Source organism: Streptomyces sp. NBC_00443 (genome assembly GCF_036014175.1).
Lineage (GTDB): Bacteria > Actinomycetota > Actinomycetes > Streptomycetales > Streptomycetaceae > Streptomyces.
The window spans coordinates 3,554,854-3,569,537 of the sequence record NZ_CP107917.1 but is presented as its reverse complement, the minus strand read 5'-3'; the positions used below and the strand labels follow the sequence as shown (position 1 = coordinate 3,569,537).

The 14,684-nt window shown below is 70.8% G+C and carries 13 protein-coding genes; 7 read left to right on the top strand and 6 right to left on the bottom strand.

Annotation, left to right across the window (positions count from 1 at the left end; genetic code table 11):
• Positions 1–25: 25 nt before the first annotated feature.
• A complete protein-coding gene (locus OHO27_RS15795) occupies positions 26–916 on the bottom strand; it encodes a GNAT family N-acetyltransferase (protein WP_328424391.1) in 891 nt (296 codons plus the stop codon).
• A gap of 49 nt (positions 917–965) precedes the next feature.
• A complete protein-coding gene (locus OHO27_RS15790; protein WP_328424389.1) occupies positions 966–1,781 on the bottom strand; it encodes an alpha/beta fold hydrolase in 816 nt (271 codons plus the stop codon).
• A gap of 144 nt (positions 1,782–1,925) precedes the next feature.
• On the opposite strand from OHO27_RS15790, the gene OHO27_RS15785 reads away from it, so the two are divergent.
• The gene (locus tag OHO27_RS15785) at positions 1,926–2,348 is read left to right on the top strand and encodes a hypothetical protein (protein WP_328424387.1); all 423 of its coding nucleotides are present in this window, start codon (positions 1,926–1,928) and stop codon (positions 2,346–2,348) included.
• Between the two features lie 37 nt (positions 2,349–2,385).
• Here OHO27_RS15785 and OHO27_RS15780 read toward each other — a convergent pair whose 3' ends face one another.
• Positions 2,386–3,666 carry a YhgE/Pip domain-containing protein gene (locus OHO27_RS15780; RefSeq protein ID WP_328424385.1) on the bottom strand — a complete coding sequence of 427 codons (1,281 nt, stop codon included), beginning with the start codon at positions 3,664–3,666 and terminating at the stop codon, positions 2,386–2,388.
• 353 nt (positions 3,667–4,019) lie between these two features.
• Between OHO27_RS15780 and OHO27_RS15775 the strand changes: the two genes are divergently transcribed.
• The 5 genes from OHO27_RS15775 to OHO27_RS15755 all read left to right on the top strand — a co-directional run bounded on the left by OHO27_RS15775 (position 4,020) and on the right by OHO27_RS15755 (position 11,236).
• The gene (locus OHO27_RS15775) at positions 4,020–5,546 is read left to right on the top strand and encodes an aldehyde dehydrogenase family protein (protein ID WP_328424383.1); all 1,527 of its coding nucleotides are present in this window, start codon (positions 4,020–4,022) and stop codon (positions 5,544–5,546) included.
• Positions 5,547–5,609: 63 nt separating this feature from the next.
• Complete coding sequence (locus tag OHO27_RS15770; protein WP_328424382.1) at positions 5,610–7,139, top strand: GMC family oxidoreductase; 1,530 nt, start codon at positions 5,610–5,612, stop codon at positions 7,137–7,139.
• A gap of 23 nt (positions 7,140–7,162) precedes the next feature.
• Positions 7,163–8,299 carry a quaternary amine ABC transporter ATP-binding protein gene (locus OHO27_RS15765; protein ID WP_328424381.1) on the top strand — a complete coding sequence of 379 codons (1,137 nt, stop codon included), beginning with the start codon at positions 7,163–7,165 and terminating at the stop codon, positions 8,297–8,299.
• Positions 8,299–10,248: an ABC transporter permease gene (locus tag OHO27_RS15760; RefSeq protein WP_328424380.1), complete on the top strand. Its 1,950-nt coding sequence runs from the start codon at positions 8,299–8,301 to the stop codon at positions 10,246–10,248. Before OHO27_RS15765 ends, OHO27_RS15760 begins: the two co-directional genes overlap by 1 nt.
• Before the next feature lies 1 nt (position 10,249).
• A complete protein-coding gene (locus tag OHO27_RS15755) occupies positions 10,250–11,236 on the top strand; it encodes an ABC transporter substrate-binding protein (RefSeq protein WP_328424378.1) in 987 nt (328 codons plus the stop codon).
• A gap of 3 nt (positions 11,237–11,239) precedes the next feature.
• Here OHO27_RS15755 and OHO27_RS15750 read toward each other — a convergent pair whose 3' ends face one another.
• The 3 genes from OHO27_RS15750 to OHO27_RS15740 are packed head-to-tail and all read right to left on the bottom strand — an operon-like array spanning position 11,240 to position 13,007.
• Positions 11,240–11,977: an isocitrate lyase/PEP mutase family protein gene (locus OHO27_RS15750; protein WP_328424376.1), complete on the bottom strand. Its 738-nt coding sequence runs from the start codon at positions 11,975–11,977 to the stop codon at positions 11,240–11,242.
• A gap of 20 nt (positions 11,978–11,997) precedes the next feature.
• On the bottom strand, positions 11,998–12,399 hold the full coding sequence (locus OHO27_RS15745) for a carboxymuconolactone decarboxylase family protein (RefSeq protein ID WP_328424374.1): 402 nt from the start codon (positions 12,397–12,399) through the stop codon (positions 11,998–12,000).
• Positions 12,400–12,458: 59 nt separating this feature from the next.
• Complete coding sequence (locus OHO27_RS15740) at positions 12,459–13,007, bottom strand: carboxymuconolactone decarboxylase family protein (RefSeq protein WP_328424372.1); 549 nt, start codon at positions 13,005–13,007, stop codon at positions 12,459–12,461.
• A 47-nt stretch (positions 13,008–13,054) separates the two neighbouring features.
• Here OHO27_RS15740 and pdxR point away from each other — a divergent pair, with 47 nt between their 5' ends.
• Positions 13,055–14,491, top strand: a complete 1,437-nt coding sequence (gene pdxR, locus OHO27_RS15735; protein WP_328424370.1) for a MocR-like pyridoxine biosynthesis transcription factor PdxR — start codon at positions 13,055–13,057, stop codon at positions 14,489–14,491.
• The last annotated feature ends 193 nt before the right edge of the window (positions 14,492–14,684 follow it).

Below are 14,684 nucleotides of genomic sequence, written 5' to 3'. Positions count from 1 at the left end.
GGTCACCGGCGGGGGCAGCGGGCGGTCAGGCAGAGGGCAGCCGCTTCTCGAACCAGTGGCTGGCATAGACGTTGTCGTCGTACGCCGGGATGTCCGTGTATCCGCAGGCCCGGTACATCGCCTGTGCCTCGGTGAGTGCGGCGTGCGTGTCCAGGCGTACGGCGGTCAGGTGCCGTGCGGCGGCCTCCTGTTCGAGAGCGGCGAGCAGGCGGCGGGCGAGGCCCAGGCGGCGGGCTTCGGGGTGCACCCAGACATGGCGGATCTCGCCGACGCCGGGTTCGAGGCGCCGTAGCGCTCCGCAGCCCACGGGGCGCCGCTCCTCGTAGGCGACGAAGAACGCGCCGGCGTCGCCGGACACCTCCTCTGGCCGTACGAGGTCGTCCTTGTCGAACCCCTCGGGGAACCGCTCGTCGAGGTCGGCCGCGTAGGCGTCCAGACAGGCCCGGGCGTCCGGTGCGGCGCCGTCGACGAGGTCGACGGTGATGCCCGCGAGGCGCAGCAGCCGCTGGGCGGTGGCGATCGCCCCGGTCAGTTCGGTGCGCTGCGGTGCGCTCAGGCCTGCCAGCAGCCCGGCCGCGGCCACGCCCGCCCGCCGGTCCTGCTCCGTCACCTCCACCCGCCCGGCCGGGGTCAGCTCGATCATGCGTGACCGGTTGTCCCGCGGGTGCGCGCTCAGCCTGACCATGCCCTGGGCTTCCAGCGCCTTGGCCATCCGGCTCAGATACCCGGCATCCAGCCCGAGCCGGCTCCTGAGTTCCCGCAGGGACGCGCCGTCCCCGATCTCGAACAGCAGCCGGGCCTCGCCGAGCGGGCGGTCCTGGCCGAGGTAGTGGTCGTCCAGTACGCCGATGCGGCGCGTGAAGTAACGGTTGAAGCGGCGGAAGGCCGTCACATGGTCCGTCGACACTGGCTCCATATTTCTTTGACTTTAGTCAAAGATGCCGTCGGCGTCCATGCCTCGGCCGTCAGTTCGCCCGCCACCAGCGCGTGATGACCTCGGCATAGGCGCCTGCCGCCTCTTCCCAGACGAAGTGGCCGGCCTCGATGATGTCGAGCCTGCTGTTCGGCAAGCGCTCGTCGAGGTATTCCGCGTTCTCCACCGGGACCACGGTGTCGTTGCGGCCGATGACGACCTGCACCGGTGCCTCGATGGCGGGCAGCAGGTCGCTGAGGACCGGCAACTCCGTGCGGTAGGCGCGTACGTAGGGCAACTGGTCGGCGAACCGCTGCCCCGTGTACGAGGCCAGATAGTCCTCGCGTACGACGTCCGGGAGCTCGTAGCCGTGGATGTCGGCGATCGCGGCTGCCACTGCCGCCTTGGGGGGCATGGCGCGGAACGGGGTGAGGTCCTCGGCATGCACCCAGTCGTCGAGGGGGCTGCCCAGCTTCAAGGGGACCGCGGCGCCTCCGGTGCCCACGACGAGGCTCCGGAATCGCCCCGGGTGCCGAGCCGCGGCGAACAGTGCCGCAGCGGTGCCGATGTCCGGGCCCACGACATGCGGCGTCGCCAGGTCGAACTCGTCGGCGATCCGCACCACGAACTCGCCCATCGCACTGGGGGACAGCAGATCCTCACGGAGCTCGGAATGCCCGATCACAGGCAGGTCCACCGCCACCAGGCGGGCCTCGTCGGCCAGGCGCGACCACGTCGCGTCATAGCTGTACAGGCTCTCCGGCCAGGGGCTGAGAAGCAGCGCCTCGTTCCCTCGGGACTCGCCGCTCTCGGCGTACCGGACGGAGAGGCCGTCGATCGTGCGGAACCGGGGCTTGATGTCACTCATGCGCTTGTCCTCTCACGGCATGCAAACACGACCCGGACTGCCGTGCACGCCGAGAGCCGCGGGCCTGCCGGTGCGCGGCGCTGAGCCGAGGTGCATCCTGAGAAGTGGGTCCTTCAGCGGTCTTCTTGAACGAAGGAGCAGGTCATGCCATCCCTGCATTTCCACGTGAACTCCTCGATGAGCCCATCCGAGGTCATGGGGGTACTGACCAATTTCAGTCCCTCCCGGGTCCAGGAGTGGCCCTCCATCGACGCCGAGCACTTCCAGGTCCACGAGCGCGGAGACACCTGGGCCGAGGTCACCGAGGGAAACGAGAAATCGTGGGAGCGCGCACGCTACGAATGGGACCCGGCAACGAACCACGTCACCGTCACCACGCGCGACTCGAAGCCCTTCGGCTCGGGTGGCTGGGAGTTCCAGATGACTCCCACGGATGAGGGCACGCGCATCGACGTCGATCTCGAACGGCATCCCAGCTCGCTCAAGGCGAAGATGCTGTCCCCGATCATTCCCTTCGCCGGGTCGGTGTTCCGCAAGTCCTTCAAGGAGCCCCTGCACACCACGTAGCCACCGCACCAAGGGCAGAGGCTGCGGCAGGCGCCCCTCACGCTTCCTGGAGGGCCAGGCGGTGCAGCCCCTTGCGGTCGTAGTAGCGGGTCATGGCGAAGCCGAAGAGCAGAGCGACGGCGAGGCCGATGGCGATCATGGTCCAGCCGCGGGTCAGGCCGGCTTCGGCGCGGGCGTCGAAGTAGAGGATGGCGCGCACGCCGTCGGTGACCTGGCGGAACGGTTCGAACAGGGCGAGGAAGCGGTAGAAGTCGGGGACCGCCTGGAGGGGGACCGTCGCTCCCGAGGACGGCAGGGCCAGGGCGATGAACACGAACATGGACACCACCTGCCCGATTCCGCCGAAGGCCGCGTTGATGGCCTGCACGCCCAGGCCCACGGCCAGGCTGGCGCAGTACGAGAAGATCCACAGCAACGGCAGATGGGACGCGTCCATGCCCAGGATCGCGACCGTGGCGACCATCGTCAGACTGGTGGTGAGCACGGAAATGCCGGCAGCCATGATCATTTTCAGCAGCAGTGTCTGCGTACGGCTGATCGGGACCGTCGGATGTCGCGAGTGCCAGGGGCCGATCTCGTTGTCGGTGTAGCCCAGGCCCCCGTCGACGCCGTTGTTGATGATGTTGCCGCCCACGAACGCGGTGAGCACCAGGAGCAGCGTGTAGTAGAAGGCGGTCAGGCCCAGGCCGCTGTGGCGGCCGATCGGGTGGCCCACCCGCGTGGTGACGGTGACCGGGTCGGCCAGGAGGGCGCGCAGCGTCGCATCGGAACCGCCGGCCTTTGCCTGGTCGGTCAGTTGACGGCCGATCGCCAGGGAGCTCCGGTGGGCGGCGCGCTGGGAGATCTGGCTCGCCAGGGACGAACCGAGGCTCCCCAGACCGGGGTTGGTGAGGATGGTGAGGGCGGGCCGTGCCGTGGCGCGGGAGGTCGTCAGAGCCGCCACCGACGAGGTGAAGTCGGCCGGGATGACGAGAGCGCCGTAGATCTTGCCCGCCGCCAACTGCTCCTGCATCTGAGCCTGGTTCAGTCTGCGCCACTGCACCGTCCTCGACGGAGTCGCTGCGATGACCTCCCGGCTCAACTGCGCCCCCACGGGCTGCCGCTGTCCCGGCAGAGGCGGGCCCTCGTCCGAATCGACCAAGGCGATCGGCAGATCACGCAGGCTGTCGTTCGGATTGACGATGCCGCCCATGTAGAGCAGCGACAGGAACAGTGCCACCAGAGCGGACAGGACGGTCGGCACGAGCCAGAGTTTTCCGTGTCGCGCGACGGCGACTGCGCGTGCCTGCGCCGGCTGCCCGGACCCCGCTGATGTCATGGCACTCCGTCCGGCTCCGATGCGACGTCGCGCCGGCCTCGCCGTGAAGTCGGCGGTCGGACCGCGACCGCGCGCCGGGGGTCACAGCTCACCCCGGGAACGGCGACGGCACCGGGGCGCTGTCGGCGACGATAGCTCCGCCACTGCCGACCTCCCGCCACGACACGCTGCGTCGAGCCGCGGGGAGGAGTCGGCCGCTTTTTGTCGCATTTGTTCGCATCTTCCGTGACGCAGCGCACTTTCGACCGCGGATCGCGCATGCATTCGGAGGTCGGGGGCAGGCGCACTCGGTCCCGTGAGTGACACGTGTGTGACACAGGGGCTCTGAACAGGAACGGAAGGCAACACCGATCATGGCGGACAGTACGGAACTCCAGGCGCGCGGCACCCTCCACGCAGGAGGAGAGTGGCGGGCGGCCGTCTCCGGCGCGACGCGCGAGATCCTCGACCCCGCGGACGCCACGCCGTTCGCCGTGGTCGCCGAGGGCGACGAGAAGGACACCGATCTGGCGGTGGCGGCAGCCCACCGCGCCTTCGACGGCGGCCAGGGGGAGTGGCCGCGCACGCCCGTCGCCGAGCGCGCCGCCCTGCTGCGCCGCGTCGCCGACCTGCTGACGCGCGACCGCGAGAAGCTCGGCCTGCTGGAGAGCCGCGACGCCGGCAAGACCGTCGAGGAGGGCCGGGTCGACATCGACTGCGTCGCCGACGCCTTCCGCTACTTCGCCGACCTCGTCGCCGCCGAGGCCCCGGGCCGGGTCGTCGACGCGGGCTCGCCCGACCTGCACAGCGTCGTCGTCCATGAGCCGGTCGGTGTCTGCGCCCTGATCACCCCCTGGAACTACCCCCTCCTCCAGGCGAGTTGGAAGATCGCCCCGGCCCTCGCCGCCGGGAACACCTTCGTCGTCAAGCCCAGCGAGATCACCCCGCTGACGACCATCGCCCTGATCGAGCTGCTCGTCGAGGCGGGGCTGCCGGCCGGGGTCGCCAACATCGTGACCGGGCCCGGCCACACCGTCGGCGCCCGGCTCGCCGAGCACCCCGACGTCGACCTCGTCTCCTTCACCGGTGGCCTGGTCAGCGGCACGAAGGTGGCCCAGGCCGCGGCGCCCTCCGTGAAGAAGGTCGCCCTGGAACTCGGCGGCAAGAACCCCAACGTCGTCTTCGCCGACGCCTGCGCCACCGACGAGGCCTTCGACACCGCCGTCGACCAGGCCCTCAACGCCGCCTTCATCCACAGCGGCCAGGTCTGCTCGGCCGGCGGCCGCCTCATCATCGAGGAGTCCGTCAGGGACCGCTTCGTCGCCGAACTCGCCCGCAGGGCCGGCCGGATCCGGCTCGGCCGCGGCACCGCCGACGGCGTCGAGTGCGGACCGCTCGTCTCCGAGCAGCAGCGCGCCAAGGTCGAGGCGTACGTCGACTCCGCACTCAAGGAGGGCGCGGTGCTGCGCTCCGGCGGCAGGCGGCCCGAGCCGTCCCCGGAGCGCCCGGCGAACGGCTACTTCTACGAGCCGACCGTCCTCGACCACTGCCACCGCGAGATGCGCGTCGTACGCGAGGAGGTCTTCGGCCCGGTCCTCACCGTCGAGACCTTCCGCACGGAGGACGAGGCGATCGCCCTCGCCAACGACACCGAGTACGGCCTCGCCGGCGCCGTCTGGACCGCCGACGCGGGCCGCGCCCGCCGGGTCGCCGGCCGGCTGCGGCATGGCACCGTCTGGATCAACGACTTCCACCCCTACCTCCCGCAGGCGGAGTGGGGCGGCTTCGGCAAGAGCGGAGTGGGCCGCGAACTCGGCCCCGCCGGACTCGCCGAGTACCGCGAGAGCAAGCACGTCTACCAGAACCTCGCGCCGAAGCCGGTCCGCTGGTTCGCGGGCTGACCGGTCCGGTTCCGTCCCCCTCAACCCCGTAAGACCTCGCACGCCCCTGGAGCCACCCCCACCATGTCCCAGAGCACCCATGTCTACGACTACGTCGTGATCGGCGGCGGCACGGCCGGCTCGGTCATCGCCTCCCGCCTCACCGAGAACCCCGACGTCACGGTCGCCGTGATCGAGGGCGGACCCAGCGACGTCGGCCGCGACGACGTCCTCACGCTGCGCCGCTGGATGGGCCTGCTCGGCGGCGAGCTGGACTACGACTACCCGACCACCGAACAGCCCCGCGGCAACTCGCACATCCGGCACAGCCGGGCCCGCGTCCTCGGCGGGTGTTCGAGCCACAACACCCTCATCGCCTTCAAGCCGCTGCCGTCCGACTGGGACGAGTGGGAGGAGGCCGGCGCCACGGGCTGGGGCGCGGTGCCGATGGAGGCGTACTACGCCCGGCTGAAGAACAACGTCGTCCCCGTCGACGAGAAGGACCGCAACGCCATCGCCCGCGACTTCGTGGACGCGGCTCAGGGCGCACTCGGCGTCCCGCGCGTCGAGGGCTTCAACAAGCAGCCCTTCACCGAGGGCGTCGGCTTCTTCGACCTCGCCTACCACCCCGAGAACAACAAGCGCTCGTCGGCGTCGGTGGCGTACCTGCACCCGGTGATGGACGAGCGCGAGAACCTGACGATCCTGCTGGAGACCTGGGCGTACAAGCTGGAGCTCGACGGCACCCGCGCCGAGGGCGTCCACGTGCGCACCGAGGACGGCGAGGAACTCCTCGTCCGCGCCCGGCGCGAGGTCGTCCTGTGCGCAGGCGCCGTCGACTCGCCGCGGCTGCTGATGCACTCCGGCATCGGTCCCAAGGAAGACCTCACCGAGCTGGGCATCCCGGTGGTCCACGACCTGCCGGGCGTCGGCGAGAACCTGCTCGACCATCCCGAGTCGGTGATCGTCTGGGAGACCGAAGGCCCGATCCCGGACAACTCCGCGATGGACTCTGACGCGGGCCTGTTCGTCCGCCGCGACCTCGCACACCAGGGCCCGGACCTGATGTTCCACTTCTACCAGATCCCGTTCACGGACAACCCGGAGCGACTGGGCTACGAGCGGCCGGAGTTCGGGGTGTCCATGACGCCGAACATCCCCAAGCCGAAGAGCCGCGGCCGGCTCTACCTCACCAGCGCCGACCCGTCCGTGAAGCCCGCGCTCGACTTCCGCTACTTCACCGACGAGGACGACTACGACGGCCGCACCCTCGTGGACGGCATCCGTATCGCCCGCGAGATCGCGAAGACCGAACCGCTGGCGAACTGGCTCAAGCGCGAGGTGTGCCCCGGCCCGGACGTCACGGGCGACGAGGAGCTGAGCGAGTACGCGCGCAAGGTCGCGCACACCGTGTACCACCCGGCCGGTACCTGCCGTATGGGCGCCGCCGACGACGAACTGGCCGTGGTGGACCCGCAGTTGCGGATCCGCGGCCTGGACGGAATTCGTATCGCCGACGCCTCCGTCTTCCCGACGATGACCGCCGTGAACCCGATGATCGGCGTGCTCATGGTCGGGGAGAAGGCCGTCGACCTGATGGGAAGTGAGGCGTGATGAGTACTGCGACGCCAGAGAACGTGACGAGTACGACCACTGCGACGACCACTACGACTGCGAGGACTGCGACGACGGCCGAGGACACCCCGGTCTTCTCCGTCGAGGGCCTGTGGAAGGTCTTCGGCTCGAAGGCGCACCGCGTCCCCGCCGACCCGGAGCTGGCCTCGCTCGCGCCCGCCGAGCTGCGCGAACGGATTGGCTGCACGGCGGCGGTGCGGGACGTGTCGTTCGACGTGCGCAAGGGCGAGGTCTTCGTCGTCATGGGCCTGTCCGGCTCCGGCAAGTCCACGCTGGTGCGCTGTCTGACCCGGCTCATCGAGCCGACGGCGGGCTCCATAGCCATCGACGGCGAGGACGTCCGCGCCATGGACAAGACCCGGCTGCGCGAACTGCGTCGCCACCGCGCCGCGATGGTCTTCCAGCACTTCGGCCTCCTGCCGCACCGCACGGTCCTGGACAACGTGGCGTACGGCCTGGAGATCCAGGGCGTCGGCAAGGCGGAGCGCCGTGAGCGGGCCGCCGAGGTGGTGGCCAAGGTCGGCCTGGAGGGCATGGAGCACCGCAGGCCGGGCCAGCTGTCCGGCGGTCAGCGTCAGCGCGTGGGCCTCGCGCGGGCGTTGGCGGTGGACCCTGAGGTGCTGCTCTTCGACGAGCCGTTCAGTGCGCTCGACCCGCTGATCCGTCGGGACATGCAGGAGGAGGTCGTGCGCCTGCACCGCGAGGAGGGCCGCACGATGGTCTTCATCACCCATGACCTCAGCGAGGCCCTGAAGCTCGGCGACCGCATCGCCCTGATGCGCGACGGTGCTGTCGTCCAGCTGGGCACGCCCGAGGAGATCGTGGGCTCCCCGGCCGACGACTACGTCCGCGAGTTCGTCCGGGACGTTCCGCGCGAGCAGGTCCTGACCGTGCGTACGGCCATGCGGGCCGCGTCGGCGGACGAGACCGGCAACGGTCCGGCCCTCGCGCCGGACGCGACGGTGTCCGAGGCGATCGAGGCCGTGGCACGCACCGGTTCCCCGGCCCGCGTCATGGAAGGCGGACGCTGTCTGGGCGTCGTCGACCACGAGCGGCTTCTCGGTGTCGTGGCGGGAACGCAGCAGGGTGCGGGCCTGGGTGTGGGCGTGGGCGTGGAGAAGAGTAAGGAGGTGGCCTGATGGCCACCATCACTGCCGCCGCCCCTCGGGCCACCGCGCCCGGCGTCCTTGAACGCCCGGTCGTCCGCAAGCTCCTGCTGCTCGCGCTCGTCGCCGCGATCCTCGTCCCGCTGGCGAACGCCCGCTGGGCGAGCGGCACCTGGCCCTCCGCGCTGACCGTCGACTTCTCCGAACAGCTCACCAAGGCCAGCGTCTGGATCATCGACAACCGGGACAGCCACCCGCTGTTCGTCTACTTCTTCGGCCACCTCAGCAACGCGGTCGTGATCTGCGTACGTGCCGTCTACCTGGTGCTGCTCGCGGCCGGCTGGGCCGGTGTCACGGCCGCCGCGTCCCTGATCGCCTGGCGCGTCGCGGGCTGGAGGCTGGCCGCCGGTACCGGTGCCGCGTTCCTGGCCTGCGGGTTCCTCGGCATGTGGATCCCGACCATGCAGACCCTCGCGCTGATGGTCGTGGCGGTCCTCGCCTCGGTCGTCGTGGGCATGCTGCTGGGCCTCGCCGCCGGCCTGTCCGACCGTATGGACCGGGCCCTGCGTCCCGTCCTGGACACCATGCAGGTGCTCCCGGCGTACGCCTATCTGCTCCCCGTCGTCCTGGTCTTCGGCATGGGTGTCCCCGCGGCGGTCCTGGCCACCGTCGTCTACGCCGCCCCGCCGATGGCCCGCCTCACCGCCCTCGGTCTGCGCGGCGCCGACAAGGAGGTGCTGGAGGCCGTCGAGTCGCTCGGCACCACCGCACGGCAGCGCCTGCTGACCGCCCGCATCCCGCTGGCCCGCAAGGAGCTCCTGCTCGGCCTCAACCAGACGATCATGATGGCGCTGTCCATGGCCGTCATCGCGTCCGTGATCGGCGCCGGCGGCCTCGGTGACCGCGTGTACCAGGCGCTGGCCTCGGTCGACGTCGGCGCGGCGCTCGCGGCCGGCATCCCGATCGTGCTCCTCGCCGTCGTACTGGACCGGGTGACCTGCGCGGCCGGGGAGAGCCTCGGCGACGAGCCCCAGCCGAACGGCCGGGCACGCTGGCTGTACGCCCTGATCGCCGCCGTGGCCATAGCGGTCGCCGGACGCCTCCTGGGCCGCCTCGACTGGCCCGACGCCTGGGCCCTGAACGTCGCCGAGCCGGTCAACCGCGCCGTCGACTGGATGACCGACCACCTCTACTCCGGCGTCCCCGTCATCGGCGGCACCGCCGACTGGGCGGCCCACTTCACCACCGGGATCCTCAACCCCCTGCGTGACGGCCTGCAGTGGCTGCCCTGGTGGTCGGTCCTGCTCATCGTCGCCACCCTCGCCTGGCTGATCGGCACCTGGCGCACCGCGCTGACCGCAGTGCTCGCCATGGCCGCGATCGGCGTACTGGGCGTGTGGGGCCCGTCGCTCGACACCCTCTCCCAGGTCCTCGCGGCCGTCGCCGTCACGCTGGTCCTGGGCTTCGCGACCGGCATCGCGGCGGCCCGCAGCGACCGCTTCGAACGCCTGCTGCGGCCCGTCCTGGACGTCTTCCAGACGATGCCGCAGTTCGTGTACCTGATCCCGGTCGTGGCGCTGTTCGGCGTCGGCCGCGCACCCGCGGTCGCCGCGGCCGTCGTCTACGCCCTGCCCGCCGTGGTCCGCATCACCACCCAGGGCCTGCGCCAGGTCGACCCGGCCGCCCTGGAGTCGGCCCGCTCACTCGGCGCGACCACCGCCCAGCAGCTGCGGCAGGTCCAGCTTCCGCTCGCCCGCCCGGCGTTGCTGCTCGCCGTCAACCAGGGCGTTGTCCTCGTCCTCGCCGTCGTCATCATCGGCGGCCTGGTGGGCGGTGGCGCGCTCGGCTACGAGGTCGTCGCCGGTCTCGCGCAGGGCGACCTGGCGACCGGTCTGGTGGCCGGCGCGGCGATCGTCTGCCTGGGCCTGATGCTGGACCGCGTGACCCAGCCGACGGAACGCCGCGCGAAGAAGGGAGCGTGACATGCGACTTCGTACGCGTAGTTTCCGTGCGTCTCGTACGACTGCCGTAGTGGCCGGCGCGGTCTCCACGGCCCTGCTGACCCTGACCGGCTGCGGCGCCGCCGACATGACCAAGCAGGCCTCGCCGTTCGCCAACGCGCAGGGCGCCAAGACCGTGACGCTGTCCGTCCAGTCCTGGGTCGGCGCGCAGGCCAACGTGGCCGTCGCGCAGTACCTGCTGGAGAAGAAGCTCGACTACCGCGTCGACACCGTGCAGATCGACGAGGTGCCCGCCTGGGACGCCCTCAGCCAGGGCCGCGTCGACGCGCTCCTGGAGGACTGGGGCCACCCGGAGGAGGAGCAGCGGTACGTCAAGGACAAGAAGACGATCGTGCCCGGCGGCGACCTCGGGGTCACCGGGCACATCGGCTGGTTCGTCCCGACGTACTTCGCCAAGCAGCACCCGGACGTCACCGACTGGAAGAACCTCAACAAGTACGCCGACCGGATGCGCACCGCCGAAAGCGGCGGCAAGGGCCAGCTGATGGACGGCTCGCCGTCCTACGTCACCAACGACAAGGCGCTGGTGAAGAACCTCGACCTGGACTACCAGGTTGTGTTCGCCGGTTCGGAGGCCGCGCAGATCACGCAGATCAAGCAGTTCGCCAAGGAGAAGAAGCCCTTCCTGACGTACTGGTACTCGCCGCAGTGGCTGTTCAAGAAGGTCCCGATGACCGAGGTGAAGCTGCCGGCGTACAAGGAGGGCTGCGACGCGGACCCGGAGAAGGTGGCCTGCGCCTATCCGCACACCCCGCTGCAGAAGTACCTCAACTCCGACTTCTCGAAGAACGGCGGCGAGGCGGCGGCCCTGCTGAAGAAGTTCAAGTGGACGACCGAGGACCAGAACGAGGTCTCCCTGATGATCGCCGACCAGAAGATGTCGCCCGAGGAGGCGGCGAAGAAGTGGGTGGACAGCCACGAGTCCACGTGGAAGGCGTGGCTGTCCTGACGTTCACGTGGTGAGGCCGGCGGCGATGCCGCGCAGCGCCTGAGTGGCGGTGCGGTGGAGCCCCGGCCCGAACGTGATGCGGGTGGCCCCGAGTTCGCCGAGTTCGGCGGGCGAGGGGCCGCCATTCACGGTGCCGTGCACGTTGATCGGCCCCTGGATGCCGGACCGCAGCAGTGGCAGTACGTCCACGGGGGCGCCGATGGGATAGACGCAGTCGGCGCCGGCGGCGACGTACCGGGCGGCGCGCTCGATGGCCTGTTCGGCGGCCTGCTTGGGGTCGGCGTCCTGGCGTGCCCGGATGAACGTGTCGATCCGGGCGTTGACGAAGAGCCGGTCGGCGGCGGCGTGCCGCACCTCGGCGAGCCACTCGGCGTGCCGGCGCGGATCCTTCAGGACCCCGCCCTCGGAGTCCTCCAGGTTGCACCCCACGGCCCCGGTCTCCAGCAGCCGTTCCACCAGCTCCTTCGGCGCGATCCCGTACCCGCCCTCGATGTCCGCCGTCACCGGCACGTCGACCGCCCGTACGATCCGCGCGACCGCCGCGAACATCTCGTCGGCCGGGGTTTCCCCGTCCTCGTGGCCGAGGGAGGCGGCGACCGCCGCACTCGGCGTGGCGAGCGCCGGGAACCCCGCCTCGACGAAGACGCGGGCGCTGGCGGCGTCCCAGGGACCGGGCAGGACCAGCGGGTCGCTGAGGTAGCGGCGCCGGTGCAGTGTGCGTAACGCGTCGGCCTTGCTCACGGTTTCCGTCCGTCGTTCGGTCACGTCGGGTATCCCCCTGGTGGAATGCGGCGGGCGACCATCACCCGGTTCCAGTTGTTGATGGCGACGACCAGCCCGATGAGATGGGCGAGTTCGGAGTCGTCGAAGTGCGCGGCGGCCCGCTCGTACACATCGTCGGGCACATAGCCGTCCGTGAGGACCGTGACCGCCTCGGTCAACGCCAGAGCGGCCCGTTCCCGCTCGTCGTAGACGTCCTCGGCCTCCTCCCAGGCGGCCAGCAGATCGAGCTGCCGCTCACTCACGCCGTACTTGCGGGCGATCGTGAGATGCATGTCGAGGCAGAAGGCGCAGTGGTTGAGCTGCGAGGCCCGGATCACGACGAGCTCGGCGAGAGCGGGGTCGCCGACCCCCTTCTTCGCGGTGGCGCTGAGGGCGGACATGGCCTGCCCGACCGCCTGGTCGAGCAGCCGGGTCCGGACAGTTCGGACCGTTCGGACCGTCACTTGTGCCCGCCCGCGTGCTGTGCGGGCTGGTGGTGGCCGGGGGCCATGCGGAAGGTCACGCCGAACCGGTTCCAGGCGTTGATCACCGCGATCGCCGAGATCAACTGAGCCAGCTCGGCCTCCTCGAAGTGCTCGGCGGCCCGCTCGTACACCTCGTCGGGCACGAAGCCGTCCGTCAGGACGGTCACCGCCTCGGTCAGCTCCAGGGCGGCGATCTCCTGCTCGGTGTAGAAGTGCCGCGACTCGTCCCAGGCGCTGAGCTGGATGACCCGTTCGACGCTCTCGCCCGCCGCGATCGCGTCCTTGCTGTGCATGTCGACGCAGAACGCGCAGTGGTTGATCTGCGACGCGCGGATCTTCACCAGCTCGTACAGCCTGTGGTCGAGGCCCTGCTTGGCGGCGGTGTCGAGCCGGATCATCGCCTTGTAGACGTCAGGGGCGAACTGGGCCCACTGCAGCCGGGCGGGGCGTTCGGGGGAGTACTCGATCGTCGAGGTATTGGAATCGGTATCGGTAGAGGTCGTGGTCGTGTCCGCGGTCGTCATGATCTCGACCCTAGGAGCGAAGCAGCCCAGGAGTATGGTCCACTTCCATGCCAAAACCTTGGGCCACTCTGGGCGTCGACCTCCACCTGGAACCGGCGGGAGGGGGCCTGCGCCGGGGCCTGACAGACGCCCTGCGCGAAGCGGTCCGCACCGGGCGCCTCGCCCAGGGCACCCGCCTGCCCTCCTCCCGCTCCCTCGCCGCCGACCTGGGCATCGCCCGCAACACGGTCGCCGAGGCCTACGCCGAACTGGTCGCGGAGGGCTGGCTCACCGCCCGCCAGGGGTCGGGCACGAGGGTGGCCGACCGGGAGGTGATCCCGCCGACCGGCGGGGCGGCGGCAGCCCGCGCGATCGCCCCACCGCACGCTCCCGCCCGACCCGTCCCGGCTCCCCGTCCGGAGCGCCCGCGCCCCGCCTACGACCTGGTCCCCGGCACCCCCGACCTCTCCGCCTTCCCCCGCACGGAGTGGCTCAAGGCGGCCCGCCGTGCCTTCCTCGCCGCCCCGAACCACGCCCTTGGCTACGGCGACCCGCGCGGCCATGTCGAGCTGCGCACCGCCCTCGCCGGCTACCTCTCCCGAGCCCGCGGCGTGCGCGCCGATCCCGACCACGTGATCGTGTGCGCCGGGTTCGCACACGGCCTGCATCTGCTCGCCACCGTGCTACGGGCGCGCGGGCTGAAGACGGTGGCGGTGGAGTCGTACGGCCTACCACCACACTGGAGGCAACTGACGAGAGCGGGCCTGACTACGACCCCGCTGCCCTTCGACGAACTGGGCACGAACCCTGGGGAGTTGGACGACCAGGGGGCGGTCCTCCTCACCCCCGCCCACCAGTTCCCGATGGGCGTGCCCCTGCACCGCGACCGCCGGGCGACCGTGGTCGACTGGGCACGCCGCACCGGCGGTGTGGTCCTCGAGGACGACTACGACGGCGAGTTCCGCTACGACCGCCAGCCCCTCGGCGCACTTCAGGGCCTGGATCCCGACCGCGTGGTCTACCTCGGCACGGCCAGCAAGTCCCTCGCCCCCGGCCTGCGCCTGGGCTGGATGGTGTTGCCGCCTACGTTGCTGGAGGAGGTGACGGAGGCGAAGGGCGGCGTGGACACCTGCGGCACCCCGGACCAGCTGACCCTGGCGGAGTTCCTCACCTCGGGCGCCTACGACCGCCATGTCCGCGCCGCCCGACTGCGCTACCGCCGCCGCAGAGACGCCCTGGTCCGCACCCTCGCCACCCACGCCCCCCACCTCCAGGTCACCGGCATCGCCGCCGGCCTCCACGCCGTCCTCCGCCTCCCACCCGGCACGGAACAGTCGGTCACCCAGGCAGCAACCTGGCAGGGCCTGGCCCTCCACGGCCTGACCACCTACCGCCACGAGTCGGCGACGGTGCCGCCGCTGGACGCCCTGGTCGTGGGGTACGGGACGCCGCCGGATCATGCGTGGGCGGGGGCGCTGGAGGCGTTGGGGAGGGTGTTGCCGTGAGGGGTGGGGTGGAGGGTTTGCTGGGTGAGGGGTGAGGGGTGAGGGGTGAGGGGTGCGGGGTGCGGGGGGCGCTGGGGCGTGGGGCGCGGGGCGCCTGTTCAGCGGGGCCGGGGCCTGCACGGTCACTCTCCATGCCGGTCCAGGCAAAGTCAGCCCGTCTGGGGGTCCCCCTCTGGGGGAGTTTGAGGACGAG

What these genes read in the sequence shown, in the direction of transcription:
- OHO27_RS15795 (WP_328424391.1), bottom strand. Translation starts at nt 916, where the DNA reads ATGGAGCCAGTGTCGACGGACCATGTGACGGCCTTCCGCCGCTTCAAC.
- OHO27_RS15790 (WP_328424389.1), bottom strand. Translation starts at nt 1,781, where the DNA reads ATGAGTGACATCAAGCCCCGGTTCCGCACGATCGACGGCCTCTCCGTC.
- OHO27_RS15785 (WP_328424387.1), top strand. Translation starts at nt 1,926, where the DNA reads ATGCCATCCCTGCATTTCCACGTGAACTCCTCGATGAGCCCATCCGAG.
- OHO27_RS15780 (WP_328424385.1), bottom strand. Translation starts at nt 3,666, where the DNA reads ATGACATCAGCGGGGTCCGGGCAGCCGGCGCAGGCACGCGCAGTCGCC.
- OHO27_RS15775 (WP_328424383.1), top strand. Translation starts at nt 4,020, where the DNA reads ATGGCGGACAGTACGGAACTCCAGGCGCGCGGCACCCTCCACGCAGGA.
- OHO27_RS15770 (WP_328424382.1), top strand. Translation starts at nt 5,610, where the DNA reads ATGTCCCAGAGCACCCATGTCTACGACTACGTCGTGATCGGCGGCGGC.
- OHO27_RS15760 (WP_328424380.1), top strand. Translation starts at nt 8,299, where the DNA reads ATGGCCACCATCACTGCCGCCGCCCCTCGGGCCACCGCGCCCGGCGTC.
- OHO27_RS15755 (WP_328424378.1), top strand. Translation starts at nt 10,250, where the DNA reads ATGCGACTTCGTACGCGTAGTTTCCGTGCGTCTCGTACGACTGCCGTA.
- OHO27_RS15745 (WP_328424374.1), bottom strand. Translation starts at nt 12,399, where the DNA reads ATGTCCGCCCTCAGCGCCACCGCGAAGAAGGGGGTCGGCGACCCCGCT.
- OHO27_RS15740 (WP_328424372.1), bottom strand. Translation starts at nt 13,007, where the DNA reads ATGACGACCGCGGACACGACCACGACCTCTACCGATACCGATTCCAAT.
- pdxR (WP_328424370.1), top strand. Translation starts at nt 13,055, where the DNA reads ATGCCAAAACCTTGGGCCACTCTGGGCGTCGACCTCCACCTGGAACCG.